This window comes from Pseudomonas sp. RA_15y_Pfl2_54 (assembly GCF_963971015.1).
Taxonomy (GTDB): domain Bacteria; phylum Pseudomonadota; class Gammaproteobacteria; order Pseudomonadales; family Pseudomonadaceae; genus Aquipseudomonas; species Aquipseudomonas baetica_A.
Genome location: NZ_CAXAPN010000040.1, coordinates 1 through 16,585, shown reverse-complemented (window position 1 = coordinate 16,585; position 16,585 = coordinate 1). Strand labels below are relative to the sequence as shown.

Below are 16,585 nucleotides of genomic sequence, written 5' to 3'. Positions count from 1 at the left end.
CCTGAAAAGCAGGCTTTTTACGTCGCAACAAATTATTGCGGCACTTCAGAAGAATGTTCGCGACAGCTTCATTCAACGTTAGCCGACATCAGGCTAACGACGCGCGAAACGAGGGTGTCGATCGCAAACGGCTTGGTCAACACCTGCATTCCCGGCCCGAGTTGACTGTTGCCAATGACGGCATTTTCGGCATAGCCGGTGATGAACAAGGTTTTCAGTTCAGGCCTCATTGCCCGGCCCGCATCGGCCACCTGTCGTCCGTTCATGCCACCCGGTAATCCGACATCGGTGATGAGCAAGTCGATTTTCGCAGTGGAGCGTAATGCTTCGAGTCCTTCGACGCTGTCGGCGGCTTCCAGCAGGTTATAACCGAGTTCGCCCAGCACGTCGCAAAGCAACATGCGCACGGAGGGTTCGTCGTCGACAATCAGAATTGTCCCGCCTGACTTGGCAAGAGGCGTTGTCGCGTTGCGCGTGGCATCCTGATTTGCCCGCGTTTCGCCACAGTACCTTGGCAGGTAGAGACTCATCGTGGTGCCTTGGCCCTCTTGTGAATGTACCCGCACCTGACCGCCGGATTGCTTGGTGAATCCGTAGATCATCGACAGCCCCAGGCCGGTGCCCTGGCCCAAAGGCTTGGTGGTAAAAAACGGGTCGAAGGCTTTGGCGATGACCTCGGGCGTCATGCCTGTGCCGGTATCAGTGACACACAGGGACAAGTACTCGCCTTCGGGCATGTCCTGCGCGCGGGCCGACGCCGAGTCCATTGTGCGATTGGCCGTCTCGACCGTGATACGCCCGCCATCAGGCATCGCATCGCGGGCGTTGATGCACAGATTCAGCAGTGCGTTTTCCAGTTGACTGGCATCGACCAGGGTCGGCCAGAGTTCGGGCGCCGCGACAGTCTTCAAGCGGATGGCGGGGCCGACGGTGCGCTGGATCAACTCGGTCATGCCGAGGATCAGGGAATTGACATCCGTCGGCCGTGGATCAAGCGTCTGGCGTCGCGAGAAGGCCAGCAATCGATGGGTCAGGGCCGCCGCACGTTTGGTGGCGCCTTGGGCGGTGACCATGTACTTATCGACGTCTTTCAGACGGCCTTGGGCGATGCGCTTTCCCATTAATTCCAACGCCGCCGAGATGCCGGCCAGCAGGTTGTTGAAATCATGGGCCAAGCCCCCGGTCAGTTGTCCGACCGCTTCCATCTTCTGCGACTGGCGCAGTTTTTCCTCGGTTTGCATGAGTTCGGCTGTGCGCGTCGATACGCGTTGTTCCAGTGTGTCGTTGAGCGCGCGCAACGCGGCGTTGGCCCGGTCGCGTTCGGCCTCGACGTTGCGTCGTTCCTCAACATCGATGAGTACGCCGGGAAATCGCAGCGGGGTGCCGTCATCGGCGCACTCGACGCGTCCGTTGGCCTCGATCCAGTTGTATGTTCCGTCTGCGCGGCGCACACGATACTGATGGGAGTAGGCGCCGCCGCGGGCAATTGCTTCGTTGATCGCGGCCGTAAGCCCGTCCCGGTCATCGGGGTGTACGGTCATCACGACTTGCTCCAGGCTCAGACCGGTGCGGCCCAACGCGGGATCAAGGTCAAAAATCCTGGCAAAGGACTCATCCATGGTGAAGCAATCTGTCGGCAAGTCCCAATGCCAGGTGCCAATAATGGCCCCGGCGGCGAGGGCCAGTTGCACGCGCTCGACGTTTTCACGCGCGACCGCCTCGCTGATCCGCAGGCGCTCTTCGGCGTCTCGGCGTTGGGTGACGTCGCTGAAGAAAATCGCGATTTGTCGATCGGCAGGATCGCCGACACGCACGGCGCGAACATCGAACCAGCGTTCAAAGGTATTGGCGTAGTTTTCGAAGTTGGCCGGCTCGCCGGTCTTGGCCACGTGCCCGTAAGTCTCGAACCAGAAACTCTCCAGGTTGGGGGCGAACTCGGTCACCCATTTACCCCGCAGGTTGACGCCGCATTGACGTTCGAACGCAGGGTTGGCCTCGACGAAGTAGTAATCGACGGGGCGATCGTCAGCGTCGAATTTGACTTTGACGATCGCGAACGCGGCCTCGATGGTTTCCAGGATGGTGCTGAAACGCGCCTCGCTACTGGCAAGCGCCGCTCGGCTGGCGGCAAGCTGGGCGGCCATATCCGGTGATGCTGCTGCGCTGCTCTCCAGAAGCAGGCGCAGACGCATGACCTCTGTCTCAAGCGCCTCGCGAGTAAGTTGCTTCAGAGTTTCCACCAAGGGGGCCTTCTTGATTTTTGTGTGAGTTCATTCAACGCGGCTCAAACGTACACCGGGAATCCTCACATTGACCTGTCACCGGGTGTTTAAGTTGCACCCGCACGGGGAAGGACGCCGGGTTTTATAGCGGCTCGCCACGATCCAGTGTGTCGAGCAGTTTCTGCCCCCGCTGCCAAAGCGCTTGTTGCTTGTCTTGCGGCATGCGGTCGAGGTTTCTGTACATCATGCTCATGCGCTGATTACCGCGTAGAAGATCGCCGTGGCGCATCAGGAAATGCCAGTACAGCGCATTGAAAGGGCAGGCGTTGTCAGCCGTGCTTTCGCTGACTTTGTAAGCACAGCCGCGACAGTAGTCAGACATTCGATTGATGTACTGGCCACTCGCGCAGTAAGGCTTGGAGCCGAGATATCCACCGTCAGCGTGCATGACCATGCCCAGGGTATTGGGCAGTTCCACCCAGTCGAACGCGTCCATGTAGATCGCCAGGTACCACTCGCAGATCTGGCTCGGCGCGATGCCAGTGAGCAAGGCAAAATTGCCCGTGACCATGAGCCTCTGGATGTGGTGGGCATAGGCATGTTCGAGGCTTTGACCGATTGCCTGGCGCATGCAGTTCATCTGCGTTTCGCCCGTCCAGTAGAACGCCGGCAAGGCCCGGTGGTTACCAAATGAATTACCTTGGGCATAGTCAGGCATCTTCAGCCAGTAAACCCCTCGCACATATTCCCGCCAGCCGATCAATTGCCGAATGAACCCCTCGGCTGCATTCAATGGGATGCGGCCAGACCTGTAAGCCGACTCAACGTCGCTGCACAGTTGACGTAAATCCAACAGACCGATATTGAGCGCTGCGCTGATCCGCGCATGGAACACAAAGGGTTCGTCGCTGGCCATGGCATCCTGGTAATCGCCGAACCCGGCCAGACCATAGTCCAGAAAGTAATCCCATAAGGCTTGGGCGTCGGCATGTGTGACCGGATAGTTGAAATTGTCCAGAGAGCCGTAGTGGCTGCTGAAGCGCTCTTTGACCAGTGCAAGCACGTCGCGAGTGATGGCGTCGCCGGAAAACCGCGCCGGGTAGGGCGCTTTCACTCCTTTGGGCAAGGCTTTGCGGTTTTCAGCGTCAAAGTTCCACGCGCCACCGACCGGCGTACCGTCGCCATTGATCAATAAACCGCTCTTGCGGCGCATCTCGCGGTAGAAAAACTCCATGCGCAGCTTTTTTTTGCCGGCCGCCCACGCGCTGAACTCAGCGCGACTGCACAGAAAACGCGTGTCGGCATGCCAGTCAATGGCTGAGCCGCATTCCTTGAGAGACTGTTCGAGGCGCCAGTCGCCGCATTCGGTGACGTGCAGTTCGTCCGCTTGTAGCAGGTCCTGCCAGCGGCGTAATTCCCCCGGTACCGATCCGCTGTTGTGCGGGGCATCAAGGGTGACGTACTCGACACGCACGCCTCTGGCCTGCAGCGCCTGGGCGAAATGACGCATGGCGCAGAAGATCAGCGCGATCTTCTGCGGATGATGAGGCACATGGCTGGCTTCTTCCATCACCTCGACCATCAGTACCGCATCCCGTTCGGGATCGAGCCCTTGCAATGAGGCCAGGTCAAACGACAGTTGATCGCCGAGGATCAGGCACAGGCGATTGACCTTGTTCATTCGGGGCAGCCCACCAGCGTTCGGTTCATAAAGGAGGTGTCAGCGAAAAAGGCAGGCGCAGTTCCTCGACAGGGCCTGTGTCCCGGCCGCACATTTCGTCGTGCACGCATTGCTGCACCAACACGCAGGGAAAGGCCGGAACGGTTTGCAACAAGTCACGCAGATGAGTGATTGAACGTAGACGCATGGGTTTGGCGGTATCGTCCAGCAAGGTGAATTGGCCTTGATCCATGCGGATGCGTGCCAGATAGAAACCACCTTCGAGCGACAGCAGTTCCAGTTCCCGTACTTCGCTGTTGGCGGCGTGCTCGGTGAGGGTTTGCAGATTCATGAATCACTCCTTGCCTACCAAGGTAGGCGTTCTCCGTCGTAGGCAAAGAAAGGCGCAAGACCATCGCCGGTCCCAGCGTGTTCACTTGAAAAACGGCCTGCAGCGCGGCGTCTTCCATGGCGCTGTAACTTTTTTCCGGTTTGAGGGTGTCGCGATGTAGCAGGCCCGCAGCGTGCACGATCAACTGGTACGGCGCTTCTTTGGCCAGTTCGGCGGCGGCGCTGGCGATTGTCTGCGGCTGTTCCAGGTCAAGTGCGGGATCGGTCTTGCGCCCCAGTTCCCGCACACTTGCACACCGTGGGTCGTGTTTGAGCCACTCACAGAAGGCTGTGCCGAGTGCGCCGCTGGCGCCGATCACCAGGGCGCGGTAGCCGTCGCCCAGGGAGGTCATGGTGAGCGAATCACTCATTGGTTTTCTCCCCCGGACTGGCGGCGGAAGAACAATGTCACCTGGCCGATCTCGACACCGAACTTGGACATGCGGGTGCGATTGATCAGCGTGTCCTCGTCCATCTGGTACATCCAGTCGTCCATGTTCACTTCATGAACGGAGCCATCGACCGGGAGGCTCAGGACATAGCGCCAACGTAATGCGTTGCCGGCCACTTCACCTTTGGCCTCGCCCACGACATCGCCAGCGCGACCGCGCCAATGGCCTGCACCTTCTGGCGTCAGGGTCCAGACGCGCCGCTCGCGAGTGCCATCGCTGTAGACGAAACGCTCGTCGAGAATCAGGTCATGACCCTGGCGATGACTCTGGATATTGACCTCAAAGCGTTTGACAACCTCGCCTGAGCGCTTTTGAAACATGCCCCAGGCTTTGACAGGTTTGCTGAAGAAATGCTCCAGGTTCAGGGCCGGTTGCTGGTCGGCATAGCGACCGACATCGACGCTGCCGCAGCTCGTGACGCTTAACACCAATGCCAGTACAACCAAAAAACGGGCCATTGCTTTACTCCCTGAAGACACGGGTGAAGGTGGAGAACACCCCTTTGAAAAGGCTTGTACAGATACCTATGCGTGTACAGGTTTGTCGGCGCATTTGATTCGACAAACCGACAACAAAGTCACTGTCATCGGCTGATCAGTTGAAGGAACTCCTGGCGTGTACTGGAGGACTTTCGAAAGGCACCGAGCATGACCGATGACGTCATGACCGAATTCTGCTTTTCCACACCGCGCATCATCATGCACATGTGCCTGGCTTCAATGACCACGGCCACACCAGCCGCGTCGGTAATTTGCTGGATCGCGTCGGCGATCTGTCGTGTCAGGTTTTCCTGGATCTGCAAGCGGCGCGCGAACATGTCGACCACTCGGGCCACTTTCGACAGCCCCAAGACCCGGCCAGTCGGTATGTAGGCCACATGGGCCTTGCCGATGAAGGGCAGCATGTGGTGTTCGCACAACGAGTAGAGCTCAATGTCGCGAACGATGACCATTTCATCGTTCTGTGACTCGAACAACGCGCCATTGATGATTTCTTCGAGATTCATCGTGTAGCCGTCGCACAGGAACTGCATGGCTTTGGCTGCGCGCTTGGGCGTGTCTCGAAGTCCTTCGCGGTCGGGGTTTTCACCGACGCCGAGAAGAATTTCACGGTAGTGACTGGCTAATGATTGAGTCATTCGGATTTCTCGCGGCGTTGCGGCTGGATAAGAGTGCGACAACTGCTGTGGCCGTCGTGACAACGCCGGCTGCCGTCAGGGTGAGGCAGCCACGCCAAGTGAGGGCGCAAGTGGCAGAACAGGCGATATGCAATGGCAAACAAAGGACGGGTCAAACGCCAGCTCAGGGGTGCAACCCAGATCCCAAGCCCTGCGGCTCGCCAGCTCCATAGCGTGGCGTCGAGGCCTTTCACCCAGCATCCATCGTCGAATCTTGCATGCAGTGAGGATTGCATTTGCGTAAGCGTGAAGCCCAGAGCGGCTGGATCGAAGTCCTCAGGGCTAAGGTCAACGAAGCGCAGTCGTGTTTCGACCGCATGTTGGCGCAACAGCTTGATTTCTCGCGCACAGAGTGGGCATTCACCGTCAAAGTAAAGCGTTAATGGCCACGGCTCTGAATTGTACATTGCGGCGTGCCTTGTATAGGTTTTTTACAAAGATAGGCCGAAAAAATCGAGCTGACAATGGAGCGTCGTTCTTTTTGTGAAGATGGGAAGACGTTACATCCAGTCGCCTCTGAGGGGGGGAGACGGATTGGGTGGCGTAACGCAGCACTCCCGCAGGAGCGGGAGCACTTTGTCGAGATCCTTGCGTCAGGCGACGTATGCCGGGTAATCCACATACCCTTCGGCATTGCCGCCATACACCGTGGCCGGGTTCAACGCATTCAACGGCCAGTCGTTGGCGATTCGCGCAGGCAGGTCCGGGTTGGCCATGAACGGTCGGCCGAAGGCGACAAAATCCGCCAGGCCGCAATCGAGCAATTTCGCACCCGACTCAGCGTTGTAACGCCCGGCATAAATGATTGCGCCGCTGAAGGTATCGCGCACCGCCTGGCGAAAGGTCTCTGGCATGGCTGGCGCATTGTCCCAATCCGCTTCGGCGATGGACAGATAAGCGATGCCCACGTCTTGCAGCACCTTGATGGCCTCAATGTAAGTCGTGTGTGGATCTTCCTCGACCATGCCCAGGTAAGTCCGCGCTTCATCGGTGGTGGTGAACAATGGCGCGAAACGCACGCCAACCTTTTCCTTGCCGATGCACTCGGCGACGCCGGACACCACTTCACGCAGAAAACGCAGGCGGTTGTGCAGCGAACCACCGTACTGATCGGTGCGCAGGTTGCTATGGGCGGAGATGAACTGGTTGACCAGATAACCATTGGCGCAGTGCAGTTCGATACCGTCGAATCCGGCTTGCATCGCATTACGCGCCGCCTGGATGTAGAGCTGCACGAGCTCCTGGACTTCGTCGGTGGTCAGGGCGCGCGGGGTAGACGGCGCCACCAGTTCGCCGGCGCCAGGCGTGGTTTCGATGAACACACTGACCCGGTCAGTGGCCACGGCGGAGGCTGATACCGGCGCATCACCGTTGGGCTGCAACGCGATGTGGGAAACGCGACCGACGTGCCAGAGTTGGGCGAAAATCACGCCGTCACGGGCATGCACGGCTTCGGTGACTTTGCGCCACCCGGCGATTTGCTCGGCGGTATGGATACCCGGTGTCCAGGCATAACCCTGACCACGGGGTTCGATCTGGGTGCCTTCGGTGACGAGCAAACCAGCCCCGGCACGCTGTTGGTAATACTCGGCCATCAATTCATTGGCGACGTTGCCCGGTTGGGTACTGCGCTGGCGGGTGAGCGGTGGCAGGACGATGCGGTTTTTCAGGGTGTGAAGGCCCAGTGTGGCGGGCGTGAAGAAACTGCTGTGGTGCATGGAGGTGACCTTGATAAATGAGTGCGATCCGATCGCTTATTAGACCAGTCGACTATTGGGTGAATGAAAAAAAACACCGTGCATCACGCACACGGTGTTCGGATCTGTAAAAGAATCAGCCGAGCATTTTCAGCAGTTTCTCGGCCACAGCAGCGGAGCTGGCCGGATTCTGCCCGGTGACCAGTTGCCCATCAGCCACCACATACACCTGCCAGTCGGCGGCTTTGGTGTAGCGCCCGCCCAGACGCTGAAACTCGTCTTCGATCAAGAACGGCACCACATCCGTCAGGCCGACCGCGGCTTCTTCGGAATTGGTGAAACCGGTCACTTCGCGATTCTGGATCAGCGGTTTGCCATCCGCGGCAACGACGTGACGCAGCACGCCAGGTGCGTGGCAGACAAAACCATGGGGTTTGTTGCTGCGGTCGAAGGCTTCGATCAACGCGATCGAGTGTTTGTCTTCGGCCAGATCCCAGAGCGGGCCGTGGCCACCTGGGTAGAACACGGCATCGAAATCATCAGCGCTGACATCGGCCAGGCGCCCGGTGTTGGCCAGAACCTGTTGAGTGGCCGGGTCATTGCGAAAACGCTCGGTTTCAGCCGTTTGTGCATCAGGCTCATCACTTTTCGGATCAAGCGGCGGCTGGCCGCCAGCGGGTGAAACCACGGTGATCTGAGCGCCGGCATCTTTGAAGGCGTAGTAGGGCGCGGCGAACTCTTCGAGCCAGAAGCCGGTCTTCTTACCAGTAGTGCCAAGTTGATCGTGGGAAGTCAGAACCATCAGGATTTTCATAAAGCACCCTTGCGTTGATCAGGTGTTATCGAAGCGCGACGGATTCGCACGTTGTGGACACCCGTTGATGTTTGTCGGGGCACAGCATAGGTTTCAATTAGACCAGTCGTCTAGTGTTTTTTTTGCCATGGGTTTTTATCGCTCGGGTATGGCAAACTCTCGCCTCCGTGAAATATACGACTGGTCTATTGTTTGGTAATTTGCGCCCCATGAAACCGACCTACGACGACACCCGCCAGCATTTGCTCGATACCGGCCACCGGATGATGGCCGAGAAGGGCTTCACCAGCGTTGGCCTCAACGAAATCCTGCAAACCGCAGGCGTGCCCAAGGGCTCGTTCTATCACTACTTCAAATCCAAGGAACTCTACGGCCAGGCGCTGCTTGAGGACTACTTTGTCGGCTACCTGGCCGATATGGAGCGGCGCCTGACACTGCCGGGCCTGAGTGCCTATGAACGGCTGATGGATTACTGGCAGGGCTGGCAGAATCGCTGCACCCTCGAAGGGCACGGCGACGAGTGTCTGGTGGTAAAACTCAGTGCGGAGGTTGCCGATCTGTCCGAGTCGATGCGCCTGACGCTGCGTGATGGCGCCGAGCAAGTGGTGGCGCGCATTACCCTGTGCATCGAGCAGGGCCAGGCCGAACAGAGCCTGCCTGAGGGCGATGCGCGTCAGTTGGCGGAAACGCTGTATCAACTGTGGTTGGGGGCCAGTTTGCTGAACAAACTGCAACGGACGGGGCAATCGTTGAACACCTCGATGGCGACCACCAGGCAGTTGCTCGGTAGTTGACATCGGCAACCTGAGGGATGCTGGCGAAGAACGTTAGAACGTTGTGTGCTTTTGGCGAGGTGAAATTACGCGCATAAGCGAATGGGAATACGTTTCAATTGCAGAATTTCCGGTATACCATGCGTCGCGGTTTGCTGGCCGTTTTGCCCTTCGTTTTTGCCTATCCGTAAGGTTTTCCTCATGCGTCGAACTCTGCTTTCCATCTGTGTGCTGCAGGCGTTGTCCCCTTATTCCTGGGCTGAGCAAGCCAATTCCGGCGCTTCAGCGCTTGAGCTGGAGGCAACCGACGTGGTTGGCACGGCAGATTACGAGCGGGCAGACGGCCCGGTACAGGGTTATCGCGCAACGCGTTCCGCCAGTGCCACGCGTACCGACACCTCGATTCATGACATACCGCAATCCATCAGCGTGGTGTCGAAGGACGCCGTTGAAGACATCGGCGCCACCCGTCTGCAAGACGCATTGGATTACGCCGGCGGCGTAGGGCGGGCGAACAATTTTGGTGGCCAGGGTCTGACCACGTTTACGGTGCGCGGTTTTACCACCGGTGAGTTCTATCGCAATGGTTTCCCGATCAATCGCGGTTATCCGAACATGCCGGATGCCAACATTATCGAGCGTCTGGAGGTTCTTCGCGGGCCGGCAACCATGCTGTATGGCCGAGGCGATCCTGGCGGTACGTTCAATATCGTTTCCAAGCAGCCGCTCGCCGAGCCCACGGTCACATTGGGTAGCCAGTTGAATGACCAAGGCATGAAGCGCGGCACGCTGGACGCTTCCGGTCCGCTGGATGAAGAGGGGCGACTGGCCTATCGGCTCAATGTAGTAGGCGAGGGTGGCGATACGTTCCGTGATCACGTTGAAACCGAGCGCTATGGTGTGACGCCGGTTCTCACCTGGCAGGCGACCGATGCGACGCGGGTGATTTTCGAAGGCGATTTCATGCGCAACAATCATCCGCTGGATCGTGGCGTAACGCGCTACGCCAGGCAAATCGGCACCGCGTCGCGCGACACGTTCTTTGGCGAAAAAGACGCCGGCAAGTTGCACAACGATAACAACATGGCGCAACTGCGTTTCGAACACATTCTCAACGACGACTGGACGTTGGGCGGGGGCTTCCAGTGGCTGGAGGGTACGTTGCAGGGCAATGCGATCGAGGCCAATGGCATTGCAGCTGACGGTCGAACCCTGGGGCGCAATTTCAACTACCGCAAGCTGGAGTGGACAGACAAGGACACCCAGCTCAACCTGACCGGCCACTTCACCACCGGTGGTTTGCAGCACACGTTGCTGACCGGCATCGAATACGAAGACTACGACTACAATTCGATCATCCAGCGCTCCAGTGGCGCAGTGGGTGCCTATGCGATCGACATCTTCAATCCTGACTACGGCCAGCCGCGCCCGGCGTTGACCCGAACCCCGACCCACGACAAAGAAAACCTCAAGACCTACGCCGCGTTTGTGCAGGACCAAGTGGCACTGACCGAACGACTCAAGGTACTGGCCGGGGCGCGTTTCGAGCGTTTCGAACACGACTACGAAACCTATGTGCCCGGCGCTAAAAGCTGGCAGGCCAGTGAAAACGCGGTGACGCCGCGCATCGGTTTGACCTACGACCTGACCGACACCGTTGCGGTCTACGCGGACACTGCGCGCTCGTTCAAACCCAACACCGGCGCCAGTCGACAGGGTGGTGGCTTTGAGCCGGAGAAAGGCAAGTCCTATGAAATCGGGTTGAAGTGGGAGGCACTGGAGCAGCAGTTGAGCGTCGATGCGGCGATCTATCAGATCGAGAAACGCAACGTGTTGACCACCGACCCTGTGGACTCGACGTTCAGTGTGGCCGCCGGCCAAGTGCGTAGCCGTGGCCTGGACGTGAACGTCGCCGGCAACCTGACCCCCGAATGGCGTGTCATCGGCGGATATGCCTATGTTGATGCCGAGGTGACCAAGGACAACGTGATTCGTTCCGGTACACGACTGGTGAACATCCCGAAAAACAGCTTCAGCCTGCTCAACGTTTATGAATTCCAGGACGGTGCCCTCAAAGGGCTGGGTCTGGGAACGGGGCTCAAGTACGTCGATGAGCGCGCCGGACAAACCGCCAACACCGCTTTCTCGATGGACAGCTACACCGTTGTCGATTTGCTCGGCTACTACAAAGTCAATGACAAGGTGCGGCTCAACCTCGACGTGAAGAACCTGTTTGACCGCGATTACGAAGAGGGCGCGTTCGGCAACGTCTACGCCTATCCGGGGGCGCCACGAACGGTGCAAGTCGGGATCGCCTATACCTTGTAGCGCGTGGTCGTTCTGACTCGGTGGACCGCTCTCTAACGCCCCGCCCACTTGTCTCGATATAGCAGGAGAAAATCGACGAAAGCCCGCACGCGCCGCGGTACATGGCGACCGTGCGGGTATAGCAAGGTGTAAGGCCTTGAGCAACCACTGTAAGACTGAAGGATCTCGACGAGACTGCCGTCTGCCAGTTGCTGTTCGACGATGAATGCGTAGGTCTGAAAGAGTCCCGCACCGTGCCGTGCCAGCGTCACGCCGCCGAGCACATCGTCGGAGCAGCAATAGCCACCGGCAGTGAAAATCTCGCGATCCTTGCCGTTTTCCTGGAACAGCCAGGAAATTCGTCGCCCGCTACTGGGCAGTTCGAACTGGATGCACTCGTGCTGATCCAGATCTGCCAGGGTCTGGGGTATACCAGCCTTGTGCAGGTATCCGGGAGAGGCGACCACCACCAGCTTCGCGTCCTCGAGCAGGCGCGCAACCAGGGTCGAGTCCGCTTGTGTCCGCACTCGAATCGCCAAATCGTAGCCTTCCGAGACGAAGTCGATATTGCGGTTGCCCAAGTGAATATCCACGGTGACTTCTGGGTAGAGCGCTCGAAATTCGGGTAGCAGCGGCAGAATGCGGTGATGCCCGTAAGTTGTCGGAAGACTGATGCGCAAACGCCCTGAAGGTGTTGTCTGCGCGCCCATGACTTCTTGTTGGGCTTCAACCAGTTGGGTCAAAGCCTGACGGCATTGTTCGAAGAATTTTGTTCCCGCCTCGGTCAATCGAATGCTGCGCGTCGTTCTCGCAAACAGTCGGGAACCCAGTCTTTTCTCCAGACGAAGAATCGATCGGCTCACCGCTGCCGGTGTCACCCCGGCGAGTTGGGCGGCAGCCGTGAAACTGCCTGCCTCGGCGGCGAGGCAAAACAGTTCGATACTGCCCAACTGCAAATCATCAAAGTGTCGCTTCATAAGTGCTTGCACCGAAGATCAAGTGACATTTTCATCCTGATGTTTAACACATGAAACGACACCGCCGGTACACACCGGCGGTGAAGCAGGGCATCGATCAATGGCCGGCGCTCTGGCCGCCGTCGACATGCAGGATCTCGCCTGTGACGAAGTTCGCGCTGTCCAGATAAAGAATCGCTTGAACGATGTCATCGATTTCACCCATCTGGCCCATGGGATGCAGCTTGCCGAGTGCTTCGTGAGTCTCCACGCCATGCATGGGCGTTTTGATGATGCCGGGTGAAACCGCGTTGACGCGAATGCCGCGTTTGGCGTACTCGATGGCCAGCGACTTGGTTGCGGCGTTGATGCCGCCCTTGGTCAGTGACGCGAGCACCGACGGTACACCGTCGATAGCATGGTCGACCAGGCTGGTGGTGACGCTGACGATGTGTCCGCTGCCGTGCTTCTCCATCTGCGCGATGGCCAGTTGAGAGATGTGAAAGAAGCCGCTCATGTTGGTGGCCACGACCTGTGCGTAATCTTCTTTGCTGTAATCGGTAAACGGTTTGGCAACAAAGATGCCGGCATTGTTGACCAGCGTATCGATCCGGCCAAAGCGTGCGATGGCTTCGTGGATAACCCGCTCGGCGGTGTGAGGATCGGCAATGTCGCCAGCGACAGTCAGAATATCCGGATCTGCCGAAGGTTTGATTGAACGGGACGTTGCGACAACCAGGTACCCGCTATCCCGAAAAGCTTTAACCAGGCCTGCGCCAATGCCTTGGGATGCGCCAGTGATCACGGCTACTTTATTGGACATGGTCATGATGATTCCTCATTGATAGACGTTAGTTGCTCGACAACTGTTTGCGGTACTGCGTGGTCGTCATGCCCGCATAACCCCAGTTATCCGTTTCAACTTCCTCGATCACGATGTGCGTGAGTTTCGGATCCTTGTTCAGAACCCGTTCCATCGTTTGAGTGATTTCCTTGATCACTTGGGCTTTCTGTTCCTTCGTGACGCCGTCACGAGTAATGCGCACGCTGATGAAAGGCATTTGGCTATCTCCCGTCGCTGACCCCTCGGCATGAAGGGTTGCTGTTGGCGAGGACTTTAAGAAGTTGCCGGAAATTGATAAATACGACTTCAGGTACTTTATTTGTGATGCCATGTATCGAATCGAAACAATCCGTGCAAACAAGTGGATAACGGGCAGTACCATCGCTGCGCGAAGAGGTACTGCGCTTTCATCTCCCAACGGTTGACCGTCATCAACCTTTCGTCCTTCGCACTGGCGCAGTCTTGGGTCCATGCTGAACTCAGGCGAATGCACATGGGCATATTCCCTCGATAGTTCGCTGCGAAATGCTGCACCCTGCAACGAAACGACGCGCGGGGGTGTGCTACCGGATTGAAAGGGCTCAATACTCACTCGGACGGGGACGCTATGAATGAAACCCTTGGCATGACCGGTGCGGCGGCAGCGCTGGGGATCGGCATGCTCGTCGGTCTGGAGCGCGAACGGCACAAGGGCGAAGGGGCCAGCCGAGCCTTCGCCGGCTTGCGCACGTTCGCCATTACGGCGTTGCTGGGGTACGTGGCGATGCAGGTCGGTGGTGGTCTGCTGCTAGGGATCGTGGCGATCTGTTTAGCTCTGCTGATCACCGTGGCGTACTGGCGCAGCCTGAGCGACGACCCGGGCGTGACCAGTGAAGTGGCGTTGCTCGCGGTGTTGATATTGGGGGCCTTGTGTGGCACCGCGCCGGAACTGGCCATTGCCATAGGCGTGGTGATCGCGGGGCTGCTGACGTACCGCCAGAAATTGCATTACTTCGCCAACAGCCAGTTGACCGAAGCAGAAATGCGCGATGGTCTGGTGCTTTTGGTCGTCGCACTGGTGGTTCTGCCTTTGGCTCCGGACCGTTTCATCGGCCCCTACGGCGCGATCAATCTGCGCACCATTTGTACCCTGACCGTGATGCTGATGGCGGTCGGGGCCTTGGGTCATATAGCCGTGCGTAACCTGGGCACCCATTACGGCTACGCGGTCAGTGCCATCGCCTCCGGATTTGCTTCCAGCACCGTGACCATCGCCTCCATGGGACACCTGGTCACCACGGAGCCGCAAAACATCAAAGTCCTGGCGGCGGCCGCGATTTTGTCCAATCTGGCCACTGTCGTTCAGGTCGGTTTGATCCTGGCGGCGGTCGACACCGCTCTGTTACGTCACATGTGGGCGCCGCTGTTAGGCGGTTTCGCCGCCACAGCGTTGTACGGCGTGTGCCTGATGTTTCCCAGGCCTGACGCCCGCGCCAACCAACCGATCAAGGTTGGAGGTGCGTTTAACCTCAAGCTGGCCTTGGTCGTGACGTTGACCCTGACGGGCATCACCTTGTTGTCGTCGGTCATGCTCAACCTCTTTGGTGAGGTGGGTGTGATGTTGACGGCCACGTTTACCGGTTTCGCTGACGCACACGCTTCAACGGCATCAATCGCCGCGTTGGCCGAATCCGGCCAGTTGCCGCTTGAGGCCATTGCTGGCCCTGCGCTGATCGCTGTCAGTAGCAACTCGGTGAGCAAGTGTGTGGTGGCGTGGGTCAGTGGCGGCCGACGGTTCGCCGCGTATGTGATTCCCGGCCAGGCAGGGTTGACGCTGGCGATGTGGGCGGGTGTCTGGCTGCAATGACAACGCCTCGCGTCGTAAGCGGGGCGATTCACTGCTCCATTAAAAATCCCTCAATCTCCTCAACGGTACTGCGCGCCGTACGGGTGACACCGATCAGTGTCGCGGATGCGGCGCCTGTCCAGTCTCCGTAACCCACCAACCACAAGCGCGGCTCCTGGATCGAACGCGTGCCTTCGACGGCCACACGCCCGTCGGCGGTACAGACGCCCAGTGACTCCAGATAGCCGAGGGCAGGGCGGAAACCGGTGCACCAGATCACCGCATCGACCGGTGTTTGCGAGCCATCAGCCCACGTCACGCCGGTTTCGGTGAATCCCAGGAAAGGCCGAACCGCGTGCAGTACGCCGCGCTCCCGGGCTTCGACGACTGGCGGCACCATCACAATGTCACCCAAGCCACCCACCGGTTGCTCCACGACGATGCCCGCGAGTTGGGCTTTCCAGCGTTCTGTGGCGCGCTCGAACAGCACCCGTCCATCGACGTCATCAGCCAGAAATTGCGGGGGCTGCTGGGTGATCCATATGGTGTCGGCCACCAGGGACACTTCCGCGAGGATCTGTGCGCCGGAGTTGCCACCACCCACCACCAGAACTTTTTTTCCGGCGAATGGCTTGGCGTCAACGTAGTGAGCCGAATGCAGTTGTTGGCCGGTAAAGGTCTCACTGCCGGGGTAATGTGGCACGTAGGGATGACGCCAGGTGCCCGTTGCGCTGACGACCGCGCGCGCCAGCCAACTGCGGCCCTGGGCCTTTACGTGGAGGCGATCGGCCCAGCGCTCAACGGCGTTTACCCAAAAGGGGCGTTCGGTAGGGAATTGGTAGCGTTGCTCATACTGGCGCAGATAATCCAGTACGTGGTCGCGGCTCGGATAACCGTCCGTGACCGGCGGCATCATCCAGCCAGCGATGGAACTCCAGGTCGAGGGTGAAAACAGTCGTAACGAGTCCCAGCCATGCCGCCAGGCGCCGCCCGGCGCGTCTTCAGCGTCGATGATGACAAAGGAACGTCCGGTTCGGCGCAGAAAGTAAGCGACGGCAAGTGCGGACTGGCCTCCGCCGATAATCGCGACATCCACTTCAGGGCGGTTGGCAAGCATGTGCAATCCTCAAGTCGGCGAGAGTCTGGCTACGTTAACCCATCCGAATCGCGGTGTTGTTGACGTTTCTCAAGGGATGCGCACATCGGAGACAAAAACGAGGCCGATGGTCGTAAGTAGGAGGTGTGACTCCTGCGGGGGAGACAACTGAGCGGAAAATCCAGAATGATTGAAGTGCGCAACTTCTTGCGCACTCAAATGTGGATAACCGTGTGGACACATCTCTACAGCCCACGTAATCCGTTCTGTACAGACGAGTGCGCAAGAAGTTGCGCAGTACTGCGCAAGAAGTTGCGCACTTCAGACCTCAAATCCGCACGAAAAACAGTCAAAAACCCGATCAGGTGCAGC

General features: G+C 58.6%; 15 protein-coding genes and 1 pseudogene. 3 read left to right on the top strand and 13 right to left on the bottom strand.

Features of this window, described 5'->3' with window-relative positions; genetic code table 11:
* Window positions 1-68 precede the first annotated feature (68 nt).
* From AACY50_RS24775 to AACY50_RS24735, 9 genes and pseudogenes are all read right to left on the bottom strand, one after another.
* Entirely contained in the window at window positions 69-2,240 is a 2,172-nt protein-coding gene (locus AACY50_RS24775; protein ID WP_339539293.1) for an ATP-binding protein, read from the bottom strand.
* A gap of 124 nt (window positions 2,241-2,364) precedes the next feature.
* Window positions 2,365-3,903 carry a cryptochrome/photolyase family protein gene (locus AACY50_RS24770; protein ID WP_339539292.1) on the bottom strand — a complete coding sequence of 513 codons (1,539 nt, stop codon included), beginning with the start codon at window positions 3,901-3,903 and terminating at the stop codon, window positions 2,365-2,367.
* A gap of 25 nt (window positions 3,904-3,928) precedes the next feature.
* A complete protein-coding gene (locus AACY50_RS24765; protein ID WP_339466406.1) occupies window positions 3,929-4,234 on the bottom strand; it encodes a DUF6482 family protein in 306 nt (101 codons plus the stop codon).
* Between the two features lie 40 nt (window positions 4,235-4,274).
* A pseudogene (locus AACY50_RS24760) lies at window positions 4,275-4,643 on the bottom strand (short-chain dehydrogenase); the annotation flags it as partial.
* Window positions 4,640-5,182, bottom strand: a complete 543-nt coding sequence (locus AACY50_RS24755) for a DUF3833 domain-containing protein (protein ID WP_339433758.1) — start codon at window positions 5,180-5,182, stop codon at window positions 4,640-4,642. The pseudogene AACY50_RS24760 and the gene AACY50_RS24755, both read right to left, overlap by 4 nt.
* 125 nt (window positions 5,183-5,307) lie before the next feature.
* Window positions 5,308-5,862 (bottom strand): GTP cyclohydrolase I FolE, encoded by a 555-nt coding sequence (gene folE / locus AACY50_RS24750; RefSeq protein ID WP_339433759.1) that lies wholly within the window; start codon window positions 5,860-5,862, stop codon window positions 5,308-5,310.
* Entirely contained in the window at window positions 5,859-6,308 is a 450-nt protein-coding gene (locus tag AACY50_RS24745) for a thiol-disulfide oxidoreductase DCC family protein (RefSeq protein WP_339433760.1), read from the bottom strand. Before AACY50_RS24745 ends, folE begins: the two co-directional genes overlap by 4 nt.
* A 186-nt stretch (window positions 6,309-6,494) precedes the next feature.
* Window positions 6,495-7,619 (bottom strand): alkene reductase, encoded by a 1,125-nt coding sequence (locus AACY50_RS24740; protein ID WP_339433761.1) that lies wholly within the window; start codon window positions 7,617-7,619, stop codon window positions 6,495-6,497.
* Between the two features lie 115 nt (window positions 7,620-7,734).
* Complete coding sequence (locus AACY50_RS24735; RefSeq protein WP_339433762.1) at window positions 7,735-8,412, bottom strand: type 1 glutamine amidotransferase domain-containing protein; 678 nt, start codon at window positions 8,410-8,412, stop codon at window positions 7,735-7,737.
* A 209-nt stretch (window positions 8,413-8,621) separates the two neighbouring features.
* Here AACY50_RS24735 and AACY50_RS24730 point away from each other — a divergent pair, with 209 nt between their 5' ends.
* Together AACY50_RS24730 and AACY50_RS24725 are read left to right on the top strand one after the other, a co-directional pair.
* Window positions 8,622-9,206, top strand: a complete 585-nt coding sequence (locus AACY50_RS24730; protein WP_339433763.1) for a TetR/AcrR family transcriptional regulator — start codon at window positions 8,622-8,624, stop codon at window positions 9,204-9,206.
* Between the two features lie 180 nt (window positions 9,207-9,386).
* A complete protein-coding gene (locus AACY50_RS24725; protein ID WP_339539291.1) occupies window positions 9,387-11,513 on the top strand; it encodes a TonB-dependent siderophore receptor in 2,127 nt (708 codons plus the stop codon).
* 32 nt (window positions 11,514-11,545) lie between these two features.
* Here the strand turns inward: AACY50_RS24725 and AACY50_RS24720 are convergent, their stop codons facing one another.
* The 3 genes from AACY50_RS24720 to AACY50_RS24710 all read right to left on the bottom strand — a co-directional run bounded on the left by AACY50_RS24720 (window position 11,546) and on the right by AACY50_RS24710 (window position 13,509).
* Window positions 11,546-12,469, bottom strand: a complete 924-nt coding sequence (locus tag AACY50_RS24720) for a LysR family transcriptional regulator (protein WP_339466398.1) — start codon at window positions 12,467-12,469, stop codon at window positions 11,546-11,548.
* A 97-nt stretch (window positions 12,470-12,566) separates the two neighbouring features.
* The gene (locus AACY50_RS24715) at window positions 12,567-13,277 is read right to left on the bottom strand and encodes an SDR family NAD(P)-dependent oxidoreductase (RefSeq protein ID WP_339466396.1); all 711 of its coding nucleotides are present in this window, start codon (window positions 13,275-13,277) and stop codon (window positions 12,567-12,569) included.
* A gap of 22 nt (window positions 13,278-13,299) precedes the next feature.
* Complete coding sequence (locus AACY50_RS24710; protein WP_339466394.1) at window positions 13,300-13,509, bottom strand: tautomerase family protein; 210 nt, start codon at window positions 13,507-13,509, stop codon at window positions 13,300-13,302.
* A 390-nt stretch (window positions 13,510-13,899) separates the two neighbouring features.
* Between AACY50_RS24710 and AACY50_RS24705 the strand changes: the two genes are divergently transcribed.
* Entirely contained in the window at window positions 13,900-15,138 is a 1,239-nt protein-coding gene (locus tag AACY50_RS24705; RefSeq protein WP_339539290.1) for an MgtC/SapB family protein, read from the top strand.
* A 28-nt stretch (window positions 15,139-15,166) separates the two neighbouring features.
* On the opposite strand, the gene AACY50_RS24700 is transcribed toward AACY50_RS24705, so the two are convergent.
* Window positions 15,167-16,234, bottom strand: a complete 1,068-nt coding sequence (locus tag AACY50_RS24700) for an ArsO family NAD(P)H-dependent flavin-containing monooxygenase (RefSeq protein WP_339433766.1) — start codon at window positions 16,232-16,234, stop codon at window positions 15,167-15,169.
* Window positions 16,235-16,585: the final 351 nt, after the last annotated feature.